The organism is Streptomyces sp. KR55 (assembly GCF_052245645.1).
In the GTDB taxonomy this organism is placed as follows: domain Bacteria; phylum Actinomycetota; class Actinomycetes; order Streptomycetales; family Streptomycetaceae; genus Streptomyces; species Streptomyces flavusporus.
The window spans coordinates 1-17205 of sequence record NZ_JBQQCE010000190.1; the positions used below are offsets into that span (position 1 = coordinate 1).

Sequence of the window (17205 nt, forward strand, 5' to 3'; positions counted from 1 at the left end):
CGGTGGGCACCAAGGGAGTCGGCGAAGTCGGCCTGGTCGGCCTGGCCGCGGCCATCGGCAACGCCGTCTTCCACGCCACCGGCCGCCGCATCCGCTCCCTCCCGATCACCATCGACCGACTCATGCTCTGAGAGACCGGCTCCGCGGCTGATGAGCCGCGGAGCCGGTCTCGTCGCCGGCGCCACCGTCCGGCGCCGTATCGCAACGCCGTAGTCCGGGGAGAAACCCATGCTGGACATCGCACGAGAGCTGTGCCAGTTGCTTGAGCAAGGCCGTGACTTCGCCGTCGCCACCGTGGTCGCGGTCAGCGGTAGCGCACCCCGTGCGCCTGGTGCTGCCCTTGCCGTGGACGGCGATGGAACGGCCGTCGGCTCGGTCTCCGGCGGTTGTGTGGAAGGCGCGGTGTACGACCTGTGTCAGCAGGCGCTGCAAGACGGTGAGACCGTCCTGCAGCAGTTCGGGTACAGCGACGAGGACGCCTTCGCCGTCGGCCTCACGTGTGGCGGGGTCATCGACATCCTGGTCACGCCTGTCCGTGCCGGTGATCCGGACCGGGACGTCTTCGCTGCCGCGTTGTCCGCCGCACGCTCACAGGAGACGGTTGCGCTGGCTCGTGTTGTCGACGGGCCGGCCGAACGGCTCGGTCGCGGGCTGACAGTCCACTCCGACGGGTCGTATGAGGGCAGGCTCGGCGACCAGCCCCAGCTGGATCGCACCGCAGCAGCCAGGGCTCGAGCAATGCTGGAACTCGGGCGCACCGGGACAGTCGTGATCGGCGAGGAGGGGTCCTACTGCGGTCGCCCGCTGACACTGCTGGTCGAATCCAGTGTCCCGGCCCCCCGCTTGATCGTCTTCGGAGCGATCGACTTCGCGGCAGCTCTGGTACGGCTCGGCAAATTCCTCGGCTACCACGTAACCGTCTGCGATGCCCGACCGGTATTCGCGACCGAGGCGCGTTTCCCGGAGGCGGACGAAGTGGTCGTCGACTGGCCTCACCGCTACCTGGCAGCCACTCGGCTCGACAACCGAACGGTGCTGTGTGTGCTCACGCACGATGCCAAGTTCGACATACCGTTCCTGCAACGAGCGCTGAAGCTGCCGGTTGCCTATGTCGGGGCCATGGGGTCTCGGAGCACCCACGAGGACCGCATACAGCGCCTGCGCGCAGCAGGGGTAACCGATCACCAGCTGGCCCGGTTGCGTTCACCTATCGGCCTTGACCTCGGCGCGGGCACGCCCGAGGAGACGGCCCTGTCGATCGTTGCCGAGATCGTCGCCGATCGACAGGGCGGCTCAGGCCTACCACTGGCCAGTACACGCACTCCCATTCACCATGACACGGCTTCCCTCTCCGGTTGCGCCGTGCGAGAGCAGCCAATGCCGACTGCCGCTCCTCGTCTTCTCGACGACAGCGCATCCGTCAGATGACACATCCACACCAGCACTGCGCAATGCGCAGAAGGAACGCCCGTTCGATGCCTGGCTCCGGTGGACGGCTGATGTGACACCGAGGCCGGCAGGCGGCCACGAAGCTCTCCCCAGCTGCTCGGAAGCGGTCTGCGCGTGCCTGGTACTGGCTTTCCTAGGGACAGCTTCCCAGGAAAAGATCTCCCTGTATGCCAGGTCTCTCCGTCACGACGATGGATTCCGCAAGGAGCCTTCGTACACGAAAGGCCGCCTCCGCCACATGGTCGTCTGTGTGGCGAAGAACTGCGCATCCAACGGAGACACCATGCGTGAGTACACCGAGCTGTACATCGACGGCGCCTGGCGCGAGCCCCTCGACGGCACGGTCATCGATCTGACCGACCCTGCCACCGGCGAGGTGTCCGGACGGGTGGCACTCGGTGGCGAGGCCGACGTCGACCTGGCGGTAGCCGCGGCCAACCGCGCATTCCCCGCATTCTCGCGGACCACCCGCCAGGAGCGCATAGATCTGCTGGATCGGATCGCCGACGAGTACGAGCAGCGCGCCGAGGACATGGCCCAGGCTGTCACCGCAGAGCTGGGCTGTCCGCTGCCGCTGTCCCGCTCCAGGCACGTCGCCGCCGGACTCATCCAGTTCCGGGCAGCCGCCCAGGTGCTCAAGACGTTTGCGTTTACCGAAGAGCGCAGCACCACCCACATCCGCAAGGAACCCATCGGCGTGGCCGCTCTGATCACTCCTTGGAACTTCCCCGCCCTCCAGCCGGCCGGCAAGACCGCCTCGGCGCTCGCGGCGGGCTGCACCGTCGTCCTCAAGCCGGCCCAGCTGGCCCCGTACTCGGCTGTCGTCCTGGCCGAGATCCTGGAGGCCGCCGGAGTCCCCGCAGGCGTCTTCAACCTCGTCACTGGTCGCGGCTCGATGATCGGAAATGCACTCGCGTCGCACCCCGACGTCGCCCTGGTGTCCTTCACCGGCTCGGGTGAGACCGCGCTCCAGGTGAATGCCGCTGCCGGCCGGAGCGCCAAGCGCGTGGCCACCGAACTCGGCGGCAGGTCTCCGCAGGTGATCATGCCCGATGCGGACATGGACGTCGCGGCCGGCACAGCGCTCACCTGGCTGATAGCCAACACCGGCCAGATCTGCAGTGCGCCGAGCCGGACCCTGGTGCCGCGCGAGCGGCTGGAGGAGTTCCTGTCCGTGCTGCTCCCGCGGATCGAGTCCATCAGGATCGGCGACCCGCGCGCAGACGACATCGACATGGGCCCGCTGATCTCCGCCGAGCAGTGGCAGACCGTCCAGCACTACATCCAGGCCGGCCTGGACGAGGGAGCCCACCTGGTCACCGGTGGCCTCGGCAAGCCGCATGGCCTGGAGCGGGGGCACTTCGTCAGGCCCACTGTCTTCACCGGGGTCACCAACGACATGACCATCGCCCAGGAAGAGATCCTCGGGCCGGTGATGTCGATCATCACCTACGACACGGTGGATGAGGCTGTCGAGATCGCCAACGACATCCGGTACGGCCTTGCCGGTTACGTCACCGGCGGCGATCCGGCGGACGCCGCGGACGTCGGTTCCCGTATCGAAGCCGGCTACGTGATCGTCAACAACGCCGATTTCGACTGGACCGCGCCCTTGGGCGGCTGCAAGGAGTCCGGCAACGGCCGCGAATGGGGCCCCGAGTGCATGCAGGAATACCTGGAGACCAAGGTCGTGCTGGGCCGCTGCCGACCGACGCGGGATCCCATCGGGAAATGGCAAGACTGAGATGGCAACGCTGATGGGACGCCGTCCGCGAACCGCGGGGCTTCGCGCTGAAGTTCTACACTGAGGACGGCAATTACGACCTCGTCGGCAACAACACCCCGGTGTTCTTCATCAAGGACGCCAAGGACCATGAGGTGCCGGAAGCCGCTGTGGGGCATGGCCTGCGCGGCATCTTCAGTGGGCCCGCTCGATGTCCGGGTTGTGGCGCGGATCGACGGAGAGACGGCGGAGCTGTAGTACGCGTCGTCCGGAACGTCGAACAGCACGTCGGCAGCCCGTTGGATCACTTCGATCTTCATTTGGCCCCGCCGCGGGTTCAGCGGGCGGAGGCTTCAGCCGTCGGCAGCGCCGGTGCGCCGGCTCGTGGCCTCGGAGTCGAGTGCGTCGCGCAGCATGGCGCGCGACGTGATGCCCAGCTTCGGATAGGCCTGGTACAGATGCGCGCCCACGGTCCGATGAGAGAGGAACAGGCGCTCGGCGATCTGCTTGTTGGTCAGACCGGAGGCCGCGAGCCGGGCGATCTCCAGCTCCTGGGGCGTGAGCGTGTGTGCCTTCGATTCACCTGAACCCCGCCTGCTCCAGCCCGCGGCTCGCAGCTCCTTCTCTGCACGTTCGGCCCACGGCCGCGCTCCCAGGTGCTCGAATGTTGCCAGCGCCGCGCGCAGCGGCTTCCGGGACTCGGCCGTCGCCCTGACCCGCCGCAATCGCTCCCCGTGGGCGAGTTGGACGCGTGCGAAGTCGAAGCGCCATCGCTCGGCTGCGGGAGTCGCCAACGCCTGCGCGAACAGCCGTAGCGCCTCCTCGTCGTCGGTGGTGCACAGGGCGGCCGACGCGTCCATCAGCATGGCGTGTCGGGAGGACACGGCGGCCGTGTGTGCCTCCCGCATGGCACGTACGTGCTCGGCCGCATCCTCGGGCCTGTTGGTCCGGATGGCGGCCTCCACCAGGTCCATCGCCACCCATAGGGCATGCGGGGTGTGCGACGCGAGGTTCCCGGCGGGGCTGACGGCATTCGCGTGCTCGTAGGCCAGCGAGAAGTCGCCGAGTCCCAGGGCTGCCACCGCAGCCGCATGGTGCGCATAGTGCGCGGCGCAGTGCGCTCCGCGGGGGACGGCCCAGTTGATTACGCGGTGGGCCGTCGCAAGGCTCTCGTCCGCATGCCCGCGAGCGCCCAGCACGATGGACTTGACGTAATGGAAGTACCAGGCGAAGGCGCTGTATCCGTGGTCTTGGCAGATTTGGAGTCCCTCGTCGGCGAGGTCGAGTGCCTCGTCCCACATGCCGGTGAGGTAGTCGTCCAAGCACAGGTGGATCAGAGCGGACAGGTATCGCCTTGCCGCACCGCCGTCGCGTCCCGTGCGCACCACCCGCCACGCCGCTTCGCGGACTTCGCCGAGCCGGTCGAGGTAGAGGGCCGCCGTGCCGACGCGGTTGATCTGGATGGGGTCGGTCTCCCCGGGAAGGCTCGCGACGAGCAGGTCGAGTTCCCCGGACGCCGCCGCGCCGGTGCGCGCTGGGTCGGAGAACGTCCTACCCAGTGCGGACAGGAAGACCGGGGGCTCCGGCTGCAGCCGTTCCAACACCCGGTAGTAGGGCTGCCACAGCTCATGCCGGGCACCGAAGAAGCAGAGCACCGCCAGCATGTGAAGCGCGTCGACGAGCGCCTTGTTGCGGGCGTCATACCTGTGGGTCTCGGCCGCGGACTCGACGACGGCGACCAGCAGTCGGTGAGCAGTGTCGACATCACCGTCGCTGTTGAGGTCGAGCAGCGCCGCTGCTGTGGCGAAGTGCAGCGAGCCTTCGTCGAGCTCCGGGGAAGCGGACCTGGCGTCGTCCAGGAGCTTGCGAGCACTGTGAAGCGCGCCGGTGGACTCAGCGCCAAGGTAGGCCGCCTCCGCGAGGCGGCGGCTGCGGTTTGGTCCCTGGGGGGTGAGGACTGCAGCCCGGACAAGCGTCCGCATCCCGCCGTTCGCGTCACCACGACGCAGGGTGAGGCACGCTGCGTGCTCCAGCAGGGCGGCAACCTCCTCGTCGGGTTCCAGGGTCGCCTCACCCAGGTGCCAGGCGCGGCGCTCGGGCTGGTCGACGAGGACCTGGGCGAGCGCCCCGTGTGCTGCGCGTCGTTCGCTGCTGGTCGAGTTGCCCACCACGGCGGAGCGGATCAGCGGGTGGCGAAACCTCAGGCGCCGCGTCCTGTCCTCGATGTGCACCAGTTGGTCACGCTCGGCGGGCGCGAGATCGTCCAGGCTGTATCCGTCGTTCGCCTGCCGCGAGGCCGCCTGCAGCACACCCAGGTCGCCGCTCCCTTCCAGCGCCGCGAGCAGCAGCAGACTCTGGGACGGCATGGGCAGCCCAGTCACGCGGGAGCCGAACAGCGTCTCCAGGCGCCGGCTGAGTGGGAGCACGGCGGGCGGGTCAGCCAGCGCCGGCTGCAGTGCTGTCGGTAGTTCCAGCAGCGCCAGGGGATTGCCGCCCGCCACAGCCAGAAGGTGTTGGCGCACATTGCGCGCGAGGACGGGGAACTTGCTACCGATCAACTGAGCCGCCGACTCCGCGTCGAGCGGTGGCAGCTCGTACGTGGGCAGTGCGCCGCCCTCGGAGAGGCTATGAGCGCCGGGGCGCGCTGCGGCGAGCATGCTCACCCCGACGCCGGCCACCCGCCGGGCGACGAAGCCCAGCACGGCGGTGCTCGCCCGGTCGACCCAGGGCAGGTCATCGATGATGATCAGAAGCGGATCCCCGGCGGCGACCGTCTGGAGGAGTCGCAGTACAGCGTTGGAGACGAGGAGCCGCTCCGGCGGCCGACCGCTGTCGAAGCCGAGCGCCACGCGGAGGGCGTCACGGAAAGGCAAGTCGAGGTCGTCCAGGGTGTCCAGGAACGGGAAAAGGATCTGATTGAGGCCCGAGTAGCTGCAGTCTGCCTCGAACTCCACGCCGGCGGCGCGGAGGACCCGGATGCCTTCCGCCTCCGCGGCCCCCGCCAGCGCGTCCAGCACCGCCGTCTTCCCCACCCCGGCATCGCCGGCCAGCAGCAGCGCCCCGCCGCCCGCCCCGATACGCAGCAGATCACGGATCCGGCGGAGGTCACCGTCCCGACCGATCAGCGTTCCCGTCGCACTGTGCCTGGCTGAGCCACCACCGATCACAATCACTTTCCTCTGCACTCCAAGGCTTGCCATGGTCATGGATGCGTCAGAGTCATCCTTTGTTTCGGAGAGGTAACTCTGTGCACGGCCGCAAAAACCCAGGCGGACCCCAGACAGTATGCACGACATTTCGTTGGACATGGTGTCCAACTGGGGTCAGTGGGACAACTTGGTTGTTTGGAGGGAGGGTTGGGCGGCCATACGCCGGTGGGGCGCTGCGGCGGTGGGTTAGCCGGTCGTGCCCAGTGCCTGCCGCAGGACGAGAATGGCTTGGGCGATCGCCCCGCGTGCCGCAGACGTCGACGACAGCGGGGTGAGCACGACGAAATCGTGGATGACGCCCTCGTACCGCGTAGCGGTTACCGCCACTCCTGCCGCACGCAGCTTGGCCGCGTACGCCTCGCCCTCGTCCCGTACGACGTCCGCCTCCGCGGTGATGACGAGCGTCGGCGGCAGTCCGGCGAGCTGCTCCTCGGTCGCCCGCAGCGGGCTTGCAGTGATCTGCGTGCGCTGCGACTCATCGGGCGCGTACTGGTCCCAGAACCAGCGCATCGCTTCCCGCCGTAGGAAGTAGCCGTCAGCGAAACGGCGGTACGAGCCGGTGTCGAAGTTCGCATCGGTGACCGGGTAGAACAGTACCTGCTGGACGAAACTGACGTCCCCGCGCTCCTTTGCCAGCAGCGTCAGGGCCGCACTCAGATTGCCGCCCGCGGAGTCCCCCGCGACGGCCAGCCGCGTCGGGTCGATGCCGTGGTCGGCTCCTCGGCGCGCGACCCACCGGGCCACCGCGTAACACTCCTCCAGGGCGACGGGGTAACGGACCTCCGGGGAGAGCGTGTACTCGGGGAAGACCGCGACGGCCTGTGCGCCCACCACCAGGTCACGGACCAGCCGGTCATGGGTCAACGCGCTGCCGAAAACCCAGCCCGGGCCGTGGAGGTACAGGATGGCGGGCAATGCCCCGATGGCCCCCTTGGGACGGACGATGCGCACCGCGACACTGCCGTTCGGTCCGCCCGAGACCGCGATCCACCTCTCGTCCACTTCGGGCATGCCAGCCTGCCAAGACCGCCCTTCCTGCCCACCGTGCGTCCCTTGCACGGCAGGTGTCGCCTCTGCCGCCCGTCCCGCTTCCGCCATCCCTGCCGTCTGCATTCTCTGCATGGCTTTGCGGCCTTCCACCGGCCCGAGATCTGTGAGGTACGGCGGCTCTGCGGTGGCTTCCGCGAACGCGCGGGCTTCCGGTTCGAGCACCGGTTCCGCAGTTGGAAGATGGTTCGGACATCACACACTCCTTTACGGTGGTGGCGTCGGACTCGGAAGCTCAACGCCCGGTACGCCTGCGCCGCGCAGCCGTGGAGGCGCACTTGGGTACCGGCGGAGGCGAAGATCACCTGCGATGGAAGCACCGGCGCAGTCCCCAGTGCATCGGTCACATGACTGGGAAGTGCGGGCCTGCTGCCGCGCACGGCTGTCGTACTGACCGGCGTCGCCCGCTGTGGTGCAGCGATCCGGCGGGCGCGCAGGTCGGGCCGTCGCCGGGCAGGCGCCCGGCTGGGAGAGGCCAGGCCGGGCGCCTGCGGGGGGGTCGGTGTCACCGGGGTGGTGACACGGTGGTGCGTACGCCTAGAGAGTGATGTCCCATGCCTCGGTCTGTGACTGCTTCAGCATGTTCTCGACGAACTCCAGCACCACGTTGCGGAACTTGCCCGTGTCGCCGGGCACGATCCGCACCATCGCGTCGATCATCTCGGTGGGGTCGAGGCGGCCTTCATCTCCGCTGTGCCGGAGCCCAGCCACCACCGGTTTGCGTGCCCGTCGAAGTGGTGGATGGCGTCGCTGAACCTGGCCGCGACCAGGATGATGCCGGTGATCGTCACCAGGTGCGCGCCGGTGAACGCGTAGTAGGCGAGTGTCTGGCGACGGTGTTCGGTGGCCTTCTCGAACTCCTCGTCGGCTCGCTCTTCGTCCCCGTCGAAGTACACCCACCACAGGCCGAGGCCACGGCGATCCCCAACGCCACGCCCAGCGCCAAGGGGGCATTCACCGGGTGGGTGGTCGACCCTTGGGCGCCGATTCCGATGGCGACCACCGACTCGCCCAGTACGACCAGCAGGAGCAGCGCATGCCGCTCCACGAAGTGATGCGGTTCGAGCACGAAGCCGCGGATGCGACCCAGGAAGGGCGAGAGGTAGAGGACGGGCACAGCGGTGGCCCAGCACACCCAGCCCCATGATGAAGAAGCCCGTCATCGCAAGCGTCAGCAGCAGGCGCACCTGCACCGCGTCAGGTCCCACCGCGTGGGTGACCTGAGTGACGAAGAAGACGAACACCAAGTCGAAGAAGAGCTCGGCCGACGTCACACGGCCCTGGGTTCTCTCTGAAATCCACAGCCGTCTGGGAACGAGAGAGATCCCGGTCCGTTCGGTTCTTCTCACGAGCGGTTCGCTTTCCCCCATCGGTACGAGCGGACAGCCGTCCGCCGGGGCACCCGGTGGCGGATCCTGTGATCGAAGGGGCGGCAGAAACGCCGCAGCGCGCCTGACCCTGCTCGCCGTGGCTGAGGGCAAAGGTCTCCTGGCAGTCGGCGGCATCCAGATTAACTGATCGTTTCTTCGTGAGATCGGCGTGCCGACCGGGTGCGAGCCAGGGGGGACCCCGCCCGTCCACGAACTGCGCGCCGCGGCCTCAAAAGGCGGACCGGCGATCCGGCAGCACGGGGCGTCTGAGCCATCGTCCCAGCCCTGCTCCCGGCCGAGTCGGCAGCCGGGCGCGTTTGTCGACGGGCGTCGGATCGCCCGACATGACCCTGAAGCGGTCACCTCATCCCTTCCGGTAACCGCGTGCCGCTTGTGCCAATCGATACCTATGCGGGGGTCAAGTCTGCCTGCCCCGCCATGGGCACCATACCTATGGGAACCGCTGACAGCCCGTTCCGGCATGGTCGGATGACGGATTACCCCCACGCCCGGCATGGCCAAGCATGGATGTCGAAAGGGAACGCCGACCGGTTAGCAGAAATTCACGGCAAGCGCCTGAATGGCGAAAGTGGTCGGCAATGAAGACACCATGTAAGGAGCTGGTCGCAGTGCCTGACATTTCGACCGAAGAGGCCCAGCGGGTTCTCTCGGCCGGTGTGCGAAGGGCAGCGGAAATGGCGCTGCCCGTGAACATCGCGGTGTTCGATACCGGTGCGAACCTCAAGACCTTCGTTCGTATGGACGGTGCCCTGCTGGGTTCGGCCGACATCGCGATGGGGAAGGCGCGCACGTCGGCGCTGTTCCAGCTGGACTCCGAAGCGCTCTTCGAATACTGCAAGCCGGGCGGTACGTCGTTCGGCCTGGAGAACAGCAACGGCGGACTGGTGGTCTTCGCCGGCGGCAAGCCGATTCGCAACGCCGAGGGCGTGGTCGTCGGGGCCGTGGGTGTGTCCGGGGGGTCGGTCGCCCAGGATGCCGAGATCGCCCAGGCGGCGGCTGCCGCGCTCGCTGCCGCGTCGGCCTGAGTTTCCGTCCCGGCCTGAGCTTCCGCCCGGCTGGGGTGTGCCATGAACCGGTCCTGTAGATCGGTTTCTAAAAAATCACCACATACAAAAAACCAAGTAAAGGAATGTGCATCATCATGAGCGGTAAGCGGATTCTGGTCACGGGTGCCGGATCGGGTTTCGGTGAGGGCGCGGCCATCGGTCTGGCGAAGGAGGGTCACGACGTCATCGCCACGGCCCAGATCTACCCCCAGGTCGCGGCGCTCCGGCTGAAGGCGCGCGAACTCGGCCTGGACAACCTGCGGGTCGAGAAGCTGGACATCCTGGACCCGTACGACGTCGAGGCCGCGCTGAAGTGGGACATCGACGTCCTGTTCAGCAACGCCGGCATCGGTGAGGCCGGCCCGGTCAGCGAGATCCCCGTCGGGCTGCTGCGCAAGAACTTCGAGACGAACGTGTTCGCCCCGCTCGCACTCGCTCAGAAGTTCGTCCGCAAGTGGATCGACCAGGGCCGGCCGGGCAAGGTGGTTTTCACCTCCTCGATGGGCGGTCTGTTCACCCCGACGGGCTTCGGTCCCTACGTGTCGACCAAGCACGCGCTCGAGGCCCTCGCGGAGGCGCTCCGGGACGAGCTGCGTCCGTACAACATCAAGGTGCAGACGGTCAACCCGGGCGCCTACCTGACCGGCTTCAACGAGACCATGGCCGAGACGGCCTTCAGGTGGCTCGACGACGAGAAGAACTTCAACAAGCGTGCCGACGTGCAGGCCGGGTTCGACTCTCTTCTCGGCACTGACGAAGGCCGCCTCGACCCCACCGAGATGATCGACGCGATGGTGCGGATCGTGCCCAGCGACACGGGCAAGTTCCGCAACGTGGTGCCGGGCTTCGTCGAGGACATGCTGAAGAAGAGCCAGGCCGAGGCCTGGGACGCGATCATCTAGGTGTTCCGTCCACGGAGATCGCCCTGACGCGGATCTCCTCCGAGGCACCTTGAAACGGCTGAGGGCCTTCTGGCGCGGTGCGGATTGCCACATCCGCAGCGGTGACCGGAAGGCCCTCATGCCGTCCCACCTGATGCCCTGGCAGGGGGCACTTCCCACACCGGATGCCCGGATGGTGCATCCCGCCGCTGTCGACGCCGCGCCGGGTGCGCCTCCTGGGCTGTTGAACGGAGAGAGTGTGACAACCATAGGCTCGACCGTGACGAAAAGGCGGAGCGAGGACGACGTTCCGTTGATCACCGCGTCACCGGCCTTGGCCGGCGCCCTTCAGCAGGTGCTCGTCGATCTGATCGAGCTGCACCTGCAGGGCAAGCAGGCACACTGGAATGTCGTAGGTCGCAACTTCCGTGACCTGCATCTGCAACTCGACGACATCGTCGACACGGCCAGGGAGGCGGCCGATACGGTTGCCGAGCGCATACGCGCACTCGGCGCCGCCGTGGACGGACGTTCCGACATGGTCGCCGCGACCACGACGCTTCCCGCCTTTCCCGGCGGAGAGCAGGACACGGCAACCGTGGCCTCCCTGCTCGACACCCGCCTCCGTGCTACAGCGGCGGCGCTCAGGCAGGCACGTGACGAGGTGGACGCGGAAGATCCGCCGACCGCCGACCTCCTCACGCGATCATCGACGACCTGGAAAAGCACGCCTGGATGATGCGGGCGGAGAACCGTTAAGGACGGCCTAGGAGAACACCCCATCCGACTTCATGCCGGCCCGGCGCAACCGGTGGTGCCTGCCAATCCACCCCGTTCGGCCTGCGGAAACGCGGTAAGCCACTGATACCGCTCCTGAAACGGGCGCTGAAGCTGCCGGTTGCCTGTATCGGGGCCATGGGTTCCCGGCGCACCCACGAGGATCGCACGCGGCGCCTGCGCGAAGCAGGTGTGACAGATCAGGAACTGGCACGACTGCGTTCACCGATAGGCCTTGACCTTGGCGCGCGCACCCCTGAGGAGACGGCCCTGTCGATCGTGGCCGAGCTCGTCGCCGATCGCCACGGCGGCTCGGGCCTGTCCCTGACAAGGACGCGCGGACCTATTCATCGTGACATCGCGGCTGTCTCCTGCGGCGTCATGTGACAGATCCAGTGGGTCGCATTGGGAAACGGACCGACTTGTTGGGCTTTACACATCTGGTCAGATGACCGATGTCCCAAGGACTGGTCCGCGCCATGGTTGTGGCAGTGCCACCGCATTCAGGAAAAATAGGGAGGGGCCATGCCCGACAAACAACCGGAGAGCACGGCCGGCCGACCGGCTCTCGATCACATCAGCTCGCTGCCGATGCGTGTCCATCGGATCCTGTGGCCGTCGATGCGTCTCCCGATGCGGGCCGCTTTCCATTACGACCCGGGCGATCCACTGACGGTGGATGTCTGTCTACGTCCTCCCCACGGCCCTACCGTGACCTGGGTCATCTCGCGTGATCTGCTCTTCGAGGGCACACAGGGGCACACCGGCATGGGCGACGTAAGACTGTGGCCCTCACCGGCTCACCCCCGGCCCGTGATGTACATGCAGCTTGAATCGCGCGGCATGACGGCACTGTTCGAGGTGAGCCTGTCCACGCTGGAGGCCTGGCTGCTGAGCACCTACGACCTTGTGCCACCCGGTACGGAACTGGACGGGTTCGACTGGGACCTGTTCGTGGAGCGTCTGCTCGGCGATGCCTGAGCACCCCCTTGGACGAGCGTTGCCGACCCCTCCCAGGACGAGGAGCACCTTTCGGATGTGGAGTTCGACATGACGACATTGACCGCCGCGGCGTCGGGATCGTTCACGATCGGCGCCGACCTGACGGTGAACCGCCTGGGATTCGGTTCGATGCGGCTCACCGGCAAGGGGGTGTGGGGCGACCCGAAGGACCCGGACGAGGCGGTGCGTGTGCTGCGCCGCCTCGCTGAGCTGGGCGTGAACTTCATCGACACGGCCGACAGCTATGGACCGTTCGTGGCCGAGTAGCTCATCAAGAAGGCGCTGCACCCGTACAGGGACGACCTTGTCATCGCCACGAAGGCGGGACTGAGCCGGCAGGGACCGGACCTCTGGACCCCGCTCGGCCGCCCCGAGTACCTGCGTCAGCAGGCCGAGCTCAGCCTGCGGCACTTGGGGGTCGAGCGCATCGATTCTTCCAGCTGCACCGCATCGACCCCACCGTGCCGCTCGAGGACCAGGTGGGCGAGCTGAAGAAGCTGCAGGACGAGGGCAAGATTCGCCATATCGGACTGTCCGAGGTCAGCATCGCCGACCTCCAGGCGGCGCAGAAGGTCGCGCCGATCACGACCGTGCAGAACACGTACAACGTGGCCAACTGCTCGGCGGAGGAACTGCTCGACCATTCGACGGCCAACGGCATCGGTTTCATCCCGTGGTACCCGCTCGCGACCGGCGCCCTCGCGGCGCGCGGCGGCCCCCTCGCGAAGATCGCCGAGCGCACCGGACACACCCCCGGCCGGCTCGCCCTCGCCTGGCTGTTGAAGCGCTCGCCCGTCATGCTGCCGATCCCCGGCACCTCATCGGTCGCGCACCTGGAGGACAACATCGCGGCCGCGACCGTCCAGCTGTCCGATGAGGACTTCGAGGCGCTCGCCGCCGCGAACTGAAGCTCACCTGCCACTACCGCCAACGGAGAGAAGATGCCCGGCGCGTTCCTCATCACCGGCGTGAGCAGCGGCCTCGGCCGTGCCTTCGCCACCGCCGCCCTCGAGGCCGGTCACACCGTCGTCGGCACGGTTCGTACCCCGGACCACGCCGCCGCCTTCGAGCAGCTCGCCCCGGGACGCGCCCATGCCCGCGTGCTCGACGTCACCGACACCGATGCCATCGCGCCGACCGTCGCGGCGATCGAGGAAGAGGTAGGTCGCATCGACGTGCTCGTCAACAACGCCGGCTACGGGGTCGAGGGCACTTTCGAAGAGACCTCCCTCGACACCTTCCGCCGCCAGTTCGACGTCAACGTCTTCGGCGTCGTCGCGGTCACCCAAGCCGTCCTGCCCCGGATGCGCGAGCGCCGTGCCGGTCACATCCTGTTCGTGACCTCCATGGGCGGTCTGCGCGCCTTCCCCGGCCTGGCCGCCTATCACGGCTCCAAGTTCGCCGTCGAGGGCATCGCCGCCACGCTCGCCCAGGAAGTTGCCCCGCTCGGCATTCATGTCACCGCCATCGAGCCCGGCTCCTTCCGCACCGACTGGGCCGGCCGCTCCATGCACCGCGTCGAGAGCACCATCGCCGACTACGACAAGATCTTCGCCGCGACCCGCGAACGCCGCCTCGCCATGAGCGGCCACCAGCTCGGCAACCCCGCCCAAGCCGGCCGCGCCCTGCTCGCCGTCGTCGAGGCCGAGAACCCGCCGACCCACCTCATCCTCGGCAGCGACGCGCTCCGGCTCGTCGCCGACGCCCGCTCCGCCTTCGACGCCGAGACAGCCGCGTGGAGCGAGCTGTCGAAGTCCACCGACTACCCCGACGGCGAACAGATCGCATGAGAGAACCGACAACGACCGGAGATTCGATTGAGAACACATGACATGACTGTGGTGCTCACCGGCGCGACCAGCGGCATCGGGCAAGCCGCCGCCCGTCTGCTGGCGCCGCAGGTGACCCGATTGATCCTCCATGGCCCGCAAAGGCCACAAGAAGTCACTGGGCAGCTGGAGGAGCTCCGCGCTGCCGGCCCAGGAGAGGTGCATTACGTACACGCTGACTTCGACAGCCTGGCCATGGTGCGCGCACTCGCCTCCGAGATCTCGAAGATCACGGATCGGGTCGATGTGCTCATCAACAACGCCGGCCGCCCGGGAGCACCGCGACGCCGGCTCAGCCACGACGGCAATGAAGCGACTCTCCAGACGAACTACCTGGCGGCCGTGCTGCTCACCGAACGTCTCACCCCGTTGCTCGTTGCATCCGGCGGCCGAGTAGTACATGTCGCTTCGGCGACCCATGTACTGTCCGCTTCGCTCGACCCGGACGACCTCAATCTCGAGCGCTCCCACTACAGCGCAACGACTGCGTACGCGCGCTCGAAGCTGGCCTTGGTGGCGCACGCTCGGTGGCTGGTTGAACAAGCGGCCCCGCCGCAGCCGGACACTGTAAGTCTCCACCCGGGAGTCATCAGCACCGAGCTCTTGCACGCCATGTTCGATATCGGCGGTGACTCGGTCGTGCACGGAGCGCACAACGTAGTGAATGCCGCCCTGTCCACCGGTAGGTGGGCCGGCCAGTACCTGGACGAGAGACGACCGGTCCAGCCGAACCCCATTACCCTCGACGCCGATTTCCGGCACCGGCTCGCACATCGCACCTTCGAACTCTTGCACCGCTCCGGCAAAGCACCTGAAAAGGCTGAAGCCCTCCCCTGAGGATGGAGGACATGCCATGTTTGTCATTACGAGCCCATTGCCGGAAGCCGACCGCGAGGTCATCGCCGAGGCCTTGCAGGGCGCCCTGGTGGACCTGCTGGATCCGTCGCTGACGGGCAAGCAGGTGCACTGGAGCCTGTACGGGCGACGCTTTCGCTCCATTCATTTCCAGCTCGACGAGGTCGTGACGGGCGCCCGGGAGTTCTCCGACGCTGTCGCCGAGAGGGCCGCTGCGCTCGGCATCACGCCCGACGGCCGGGCGGCAACCATCGCTGCCGACAGCAACGTGCCCGTTTACCCCGCTGGTTGGGTACAGGACAGCGACGCAGTGACCGCAGTCGTGGAGTCCTTGGCCTCGGTCATTGCCCGGATGCGGGAGCGGGTGACGAACACGCGAACTCGCCGACGTCCCCGCCGCGGGCCTCGTGCGGACCGCGGCGCTGGACCTGGCAGACCTGGCGTCGGCGGACGCGTTCGCGCGGGCCTGGCGCGGGCCGCTCGACATCCTCGTGGCCAACGCGGGGATCATGGCGCTTCCGGAGCGGACCGTCACAGACGCGGGCTGGGAGATGCAGCTCGCCACCAACTTCCTCGGGCACTTCGCCCTGGCCGGCGCGCTGCACACTGCGCTGGGTGACGCGGGCTTCGCCCGCATCGTGGTCGTCAGCTCCGGCGCCCACCGCTGGGCGTCCTTCGACTTCGACGACCCGCACTTCGAGCGGCGTCCCTATGACCGGTGGGTGGCCTACGGGCAGTCCAAGACCGCCGACGTCCTGTTCGCCGTGGGCGCCCCTCGCTGGGCGGTCGACGGCATCATCGCCAATGCGCTCGATCCAGGGTTCATCCTCACCAACCTCCAGCGCAATCTCGACGACGACACCATGCGTGCGTTCGGCGTGATGGACGAGGACGGGAACCTCACCCCACCGCCGCACTACAAGACTCCTGCGCAGGGTGCCGCGACGTCCGTGCTGCTCGCCGCATCGCCGCTGCTCGATGCCGTGACCGGCCGCTACTTCGAGGACAACCAGGAGGCGCAGGTCGCACCGGCCGACGCGCAAGGAGGCGGCGTCGCTGCCCACGCCCTGGACCTCGGAGCGGCGGACAGACTCTGGGAGTATGCGGGAGACACCGTCCGAGCCTGGTCGAAGGCACAGTAGGCACCTCCGAACCTGGCTAGCCGGCACTGGCTCCGGGGGAGCGGCGGTACACGCCGTACCAGTAACCCGCTGCCAGCTCGCGCGCGACCGCGGCGTCGTCCCTTTCGCTGCCGGACATCTGCTGGGCGATGACCTGACTGCCTCCCTGGACGATGATCCTCGCGGCGAGCTCCGGGTCGATGTCCTCAGGTGTCCGTCCGGCCCGCTGCTCCTCCTTCAGCACCGTCACTGTGTTGTCGATGAAACGGTCCTGATCCGCAGTCCATGCTTCCCGGACCGCCAGGTCGTACGTGGCGACTTCGTTGATCGCGGAAAGCAGAGCCGCGTGCTCGCGGTAATGCCGCAGGATGAGCTCGTAGGCCCGGGCCAGGCCGTCGAGCCCGCCCTCGGGGTCGCAGGGCCGCCAGGCCTCCGCTATCGCGAAGCTCTCCGTTTTGAGGGAGCCGCTCAGCCGCAGCAGCACATCCACCTTGTCGCGGAAGTACAAGTAGAAGGTGGAACGCGAGATGCCCGCGGCGTGGGCGATCTGCTCCACGCTCAGCTCGGTGTAGCTCACACCATCGCGCAGCAGCTCCTCGATCACGGACAGGATCCGCTTTTCGAGGGCGGACCGTCGGTCGGCCGCGCTGGAGCGTCGTCGAGTGGTGGAAGCCATAGGGGCATTTTAAGGAATCAGCAAAACACCGAAGGGCTCGGATCCGCGCGCGGTACCGGTCCGGCAGGACTCAGAGGTCGTTTTCTCCCGATGTTTCATCCCGGAATTGGTGTTTGATCCCGTGGTGTCGGGTCGCGCCAGGAGATGGTGGCTTCGCCGGTGAGGCGGCGGGCCATCAGGTCGGTCATGGCGAGGTGGA

The 17205-nt window shown here is 67.6% G+C and carries 12 protein-coding genes and 7 pseudogenes; 13 read left to right on the plus strand and 6 right to left on the minus strand.

Annotation, left to right across the window (positions count from 1 at the left end):
* Positions 1-228 precede the first annotated feature (228 nt).
* The 3 genes and pseudogenes from ACTWQJ_RS26125 to ACTWQJ_RS26135 all read left to right on the plus strand — a co-directional run.
* Positions 229-1428, plus strand: coding sequence for an XdhC family protein (locus ACTWQJ_RS26125; RefSeq protein WP_443309008.1), 1200 nt, complete (start codon positions 229-231; stop codon positions 1426-1428).
* A gap of 304 nt (positions 1429-1732) precedes the next feature.
* A complete protein-coding gene (locus tag ACTWQJ_RS26130) occupies positions 1733-3193 on the plus strand; it encodes an aldehyde dehydrogenase family protein (RefSeq protein WP_443309009.1) in 1461 nt (486 codons plus the stop codon).
* A gap of 17 nt (positions 3194-3210) precedes the next feature.
* A pseudogene (locus ACTWQJ_RS26135) lies at positions 3211-3315 on the plus strand (catalase); the annotation flags it as partial.
* 210 nt (positions 3316-3525) lie between these two features.
* Here ACTWQJ_RS26135 and ACTWQJ_RS26140 read toward each other — a convergent pair.
* The 4 genes and pseudogenes from ACTWQJ_RS26140 to ACTWQJ_RS26155 form a co-directional block, all read right to left on the minus strand.
* Positions 3526-6345: an AAA family ATPase gene (locus tag ACTWQJ_RS26140; protein ID WP_443309010.1), complete on the minus strand. Its 2820-nt coding sequence runs from the start codon at positions 6343-6345 to the stop codon at positions 3526-3528.
* Between the two features lie 222 nt (positions 6346-6567).
* Positions 6568-7593, minus strand: a complete 1026-nt coding sequence (locus tag ACTWQJ_RS26145) for an alpha/beta hydrolase (RefSeq protein ID WP_443309011.1) — start codon at positions 7591-7593, stop codon at positions 6568-6570.
* Positions 7594-7965: 372 nt separating this feature from the next.
* On the minus strand, positions 7966-8088 hold the full coding sequence (locus ACTWQJ_RS26150; protein ID WP_443309012.1) for a hypothetical protein: 123 nt from the start codon (positions 8086-8088) through the stop codon (positions 7966-7968).
* Positions 8085-8563: pseudogene (locus ACTWQJ_RS26155) on the minus strand (low temperature requirement protein A). The gene ACTWQJ_RS26150 and the pseudogene ACTWQJ_RS26155 overlap by 4 nt, the downstream one beginning before the upstream one ends.
* A gap of 864 nt (positions 8564-9427) precedes the next feature.
* On the opposite strand from ACTWQJ_RS26155, the gene ACTWQJ_RS26160 reads away from it, so the two are divergent.
* The 10 genes and pseudogenes from ACTWQJ_RS26160 to ACTWQJ_RS26205 form a co-directional block, all read left to right on the plus strand.
* A complete protein-coding gene (locus ACTWQJ_RS26160) occupies positions 9428-9844 on the plus strand; it encodes a GlcG/HbpS family heme-binding protein (protein WP_443309013.1) in 417 nt (138 codons plus the stop codon).
* Between the two features lie 116 nt (positions 9845-9960).
* On the plus strand, positions 9961-10767 hold the full coding sequence (locus ACTWQJ_RS26165) for an SDR family oxidoreductase (RefSeq protein ID WP_443309014.1): 807 nt from the start codon (positions 9961-9963) through the stop codon (positions 10765-10767).
* 118 nt (positions 10768-10885) lie between these two features.
* Positions 10886-11485, plus strand: coding sequence for a Dps family protein (locus ACTWQJ_RS26170; RefSeq protein ID WP_443309015.1), 600 nt, complete (start codon positions 10886-10888; stop codon positions 11483-11485).
* A gap of 125 nt (positions 11486-11610) precedes the next feature.
* Positions 11611-11910: pseudogene (locus ACTWQJ_RS26175) on the plus strand (XdhC family protein); the annotation flags it as partial.
* A 246-nt stretch (positions 11911-12156) separates the two neighbouring features.
* Positions 12157-12504, plus strand: a complete 348-nt coding sequence (locus ACTWQJ_RS26180; protein ID WP_443309019.1) for an SsgA family sporulation/cell division regulator — start codon at positions 12157-12159, stop codon at positions 12502-12504.
* 69 nt (positions 12505-12573) lie between these two features.
* Positions 12574-13433, plus strand: a pseudogene (locus tag ACTWQJ_RS26185) (aldo/keto reductase).
* Between the two features lie 33 nt (positions 13434-13466).
* The gene (locus ACTWQJ_RS26190) at positions 13467-14315 is read left to right on the plus strand and encodes an oxidoreductase (RefSeq protein ID WP_443309016.1); all 849 of its coding nucleotides are present in this window, start codon (positions 13467-13469) and stop codon (positions 14313-14315) included.
* Between the two features lie 42 nt (positions 14316-14357).
* Positions 14358-15191, plus strand: a complete 834-nt coding sequence (locus ACTWQJ_RS26195) for an SDR family NAD(P)-dependent oxidoreductase (RefSeq protein ID WP_443309017.1) — start codon at positions 14358-14360, stop codon at positions 15189-15191.
* 16 nt (positions 15192-15207) lie between these two features.
* Positions 15208-15531, plus strand: a pseudogene (locus ACTWQJ_RS26200) (Dps family protein); the annotation flags it as partial.
* A 76-nt stretch (positions 15532-15607) separates the two neighbouring features.
* Positions 15608-16351: pseudogene (locus tag ACTWQJ_RS26205) on the plus strand (SDR family NAD(P)-dependent oxidoreductase); the annotation flags it as partial.
* 16 nt (positions 16352-16367) lie between these two features.
* Here ACTWQJ_RS26205 and ACTWQJ_RS26210 read toward each other — a convergent pair.
* Complete coding sequence (locus ACTWQJ_RS26210) at positions 16368-17006, minus strand: TetR/AcrR family transcriptional regulator (protein WP_443309018.1); 639 nt, start codon at positions 17004-17006, stop codon at positions 16368-16370.
* 95 nt (positions 17007-17101) lie between these two features.
* Positions 17102-17205 (minus strand): annotated as a pseudogene (locus ACTWQJ_RS26215) (IS5 family transposase); the annotation flags it as partial.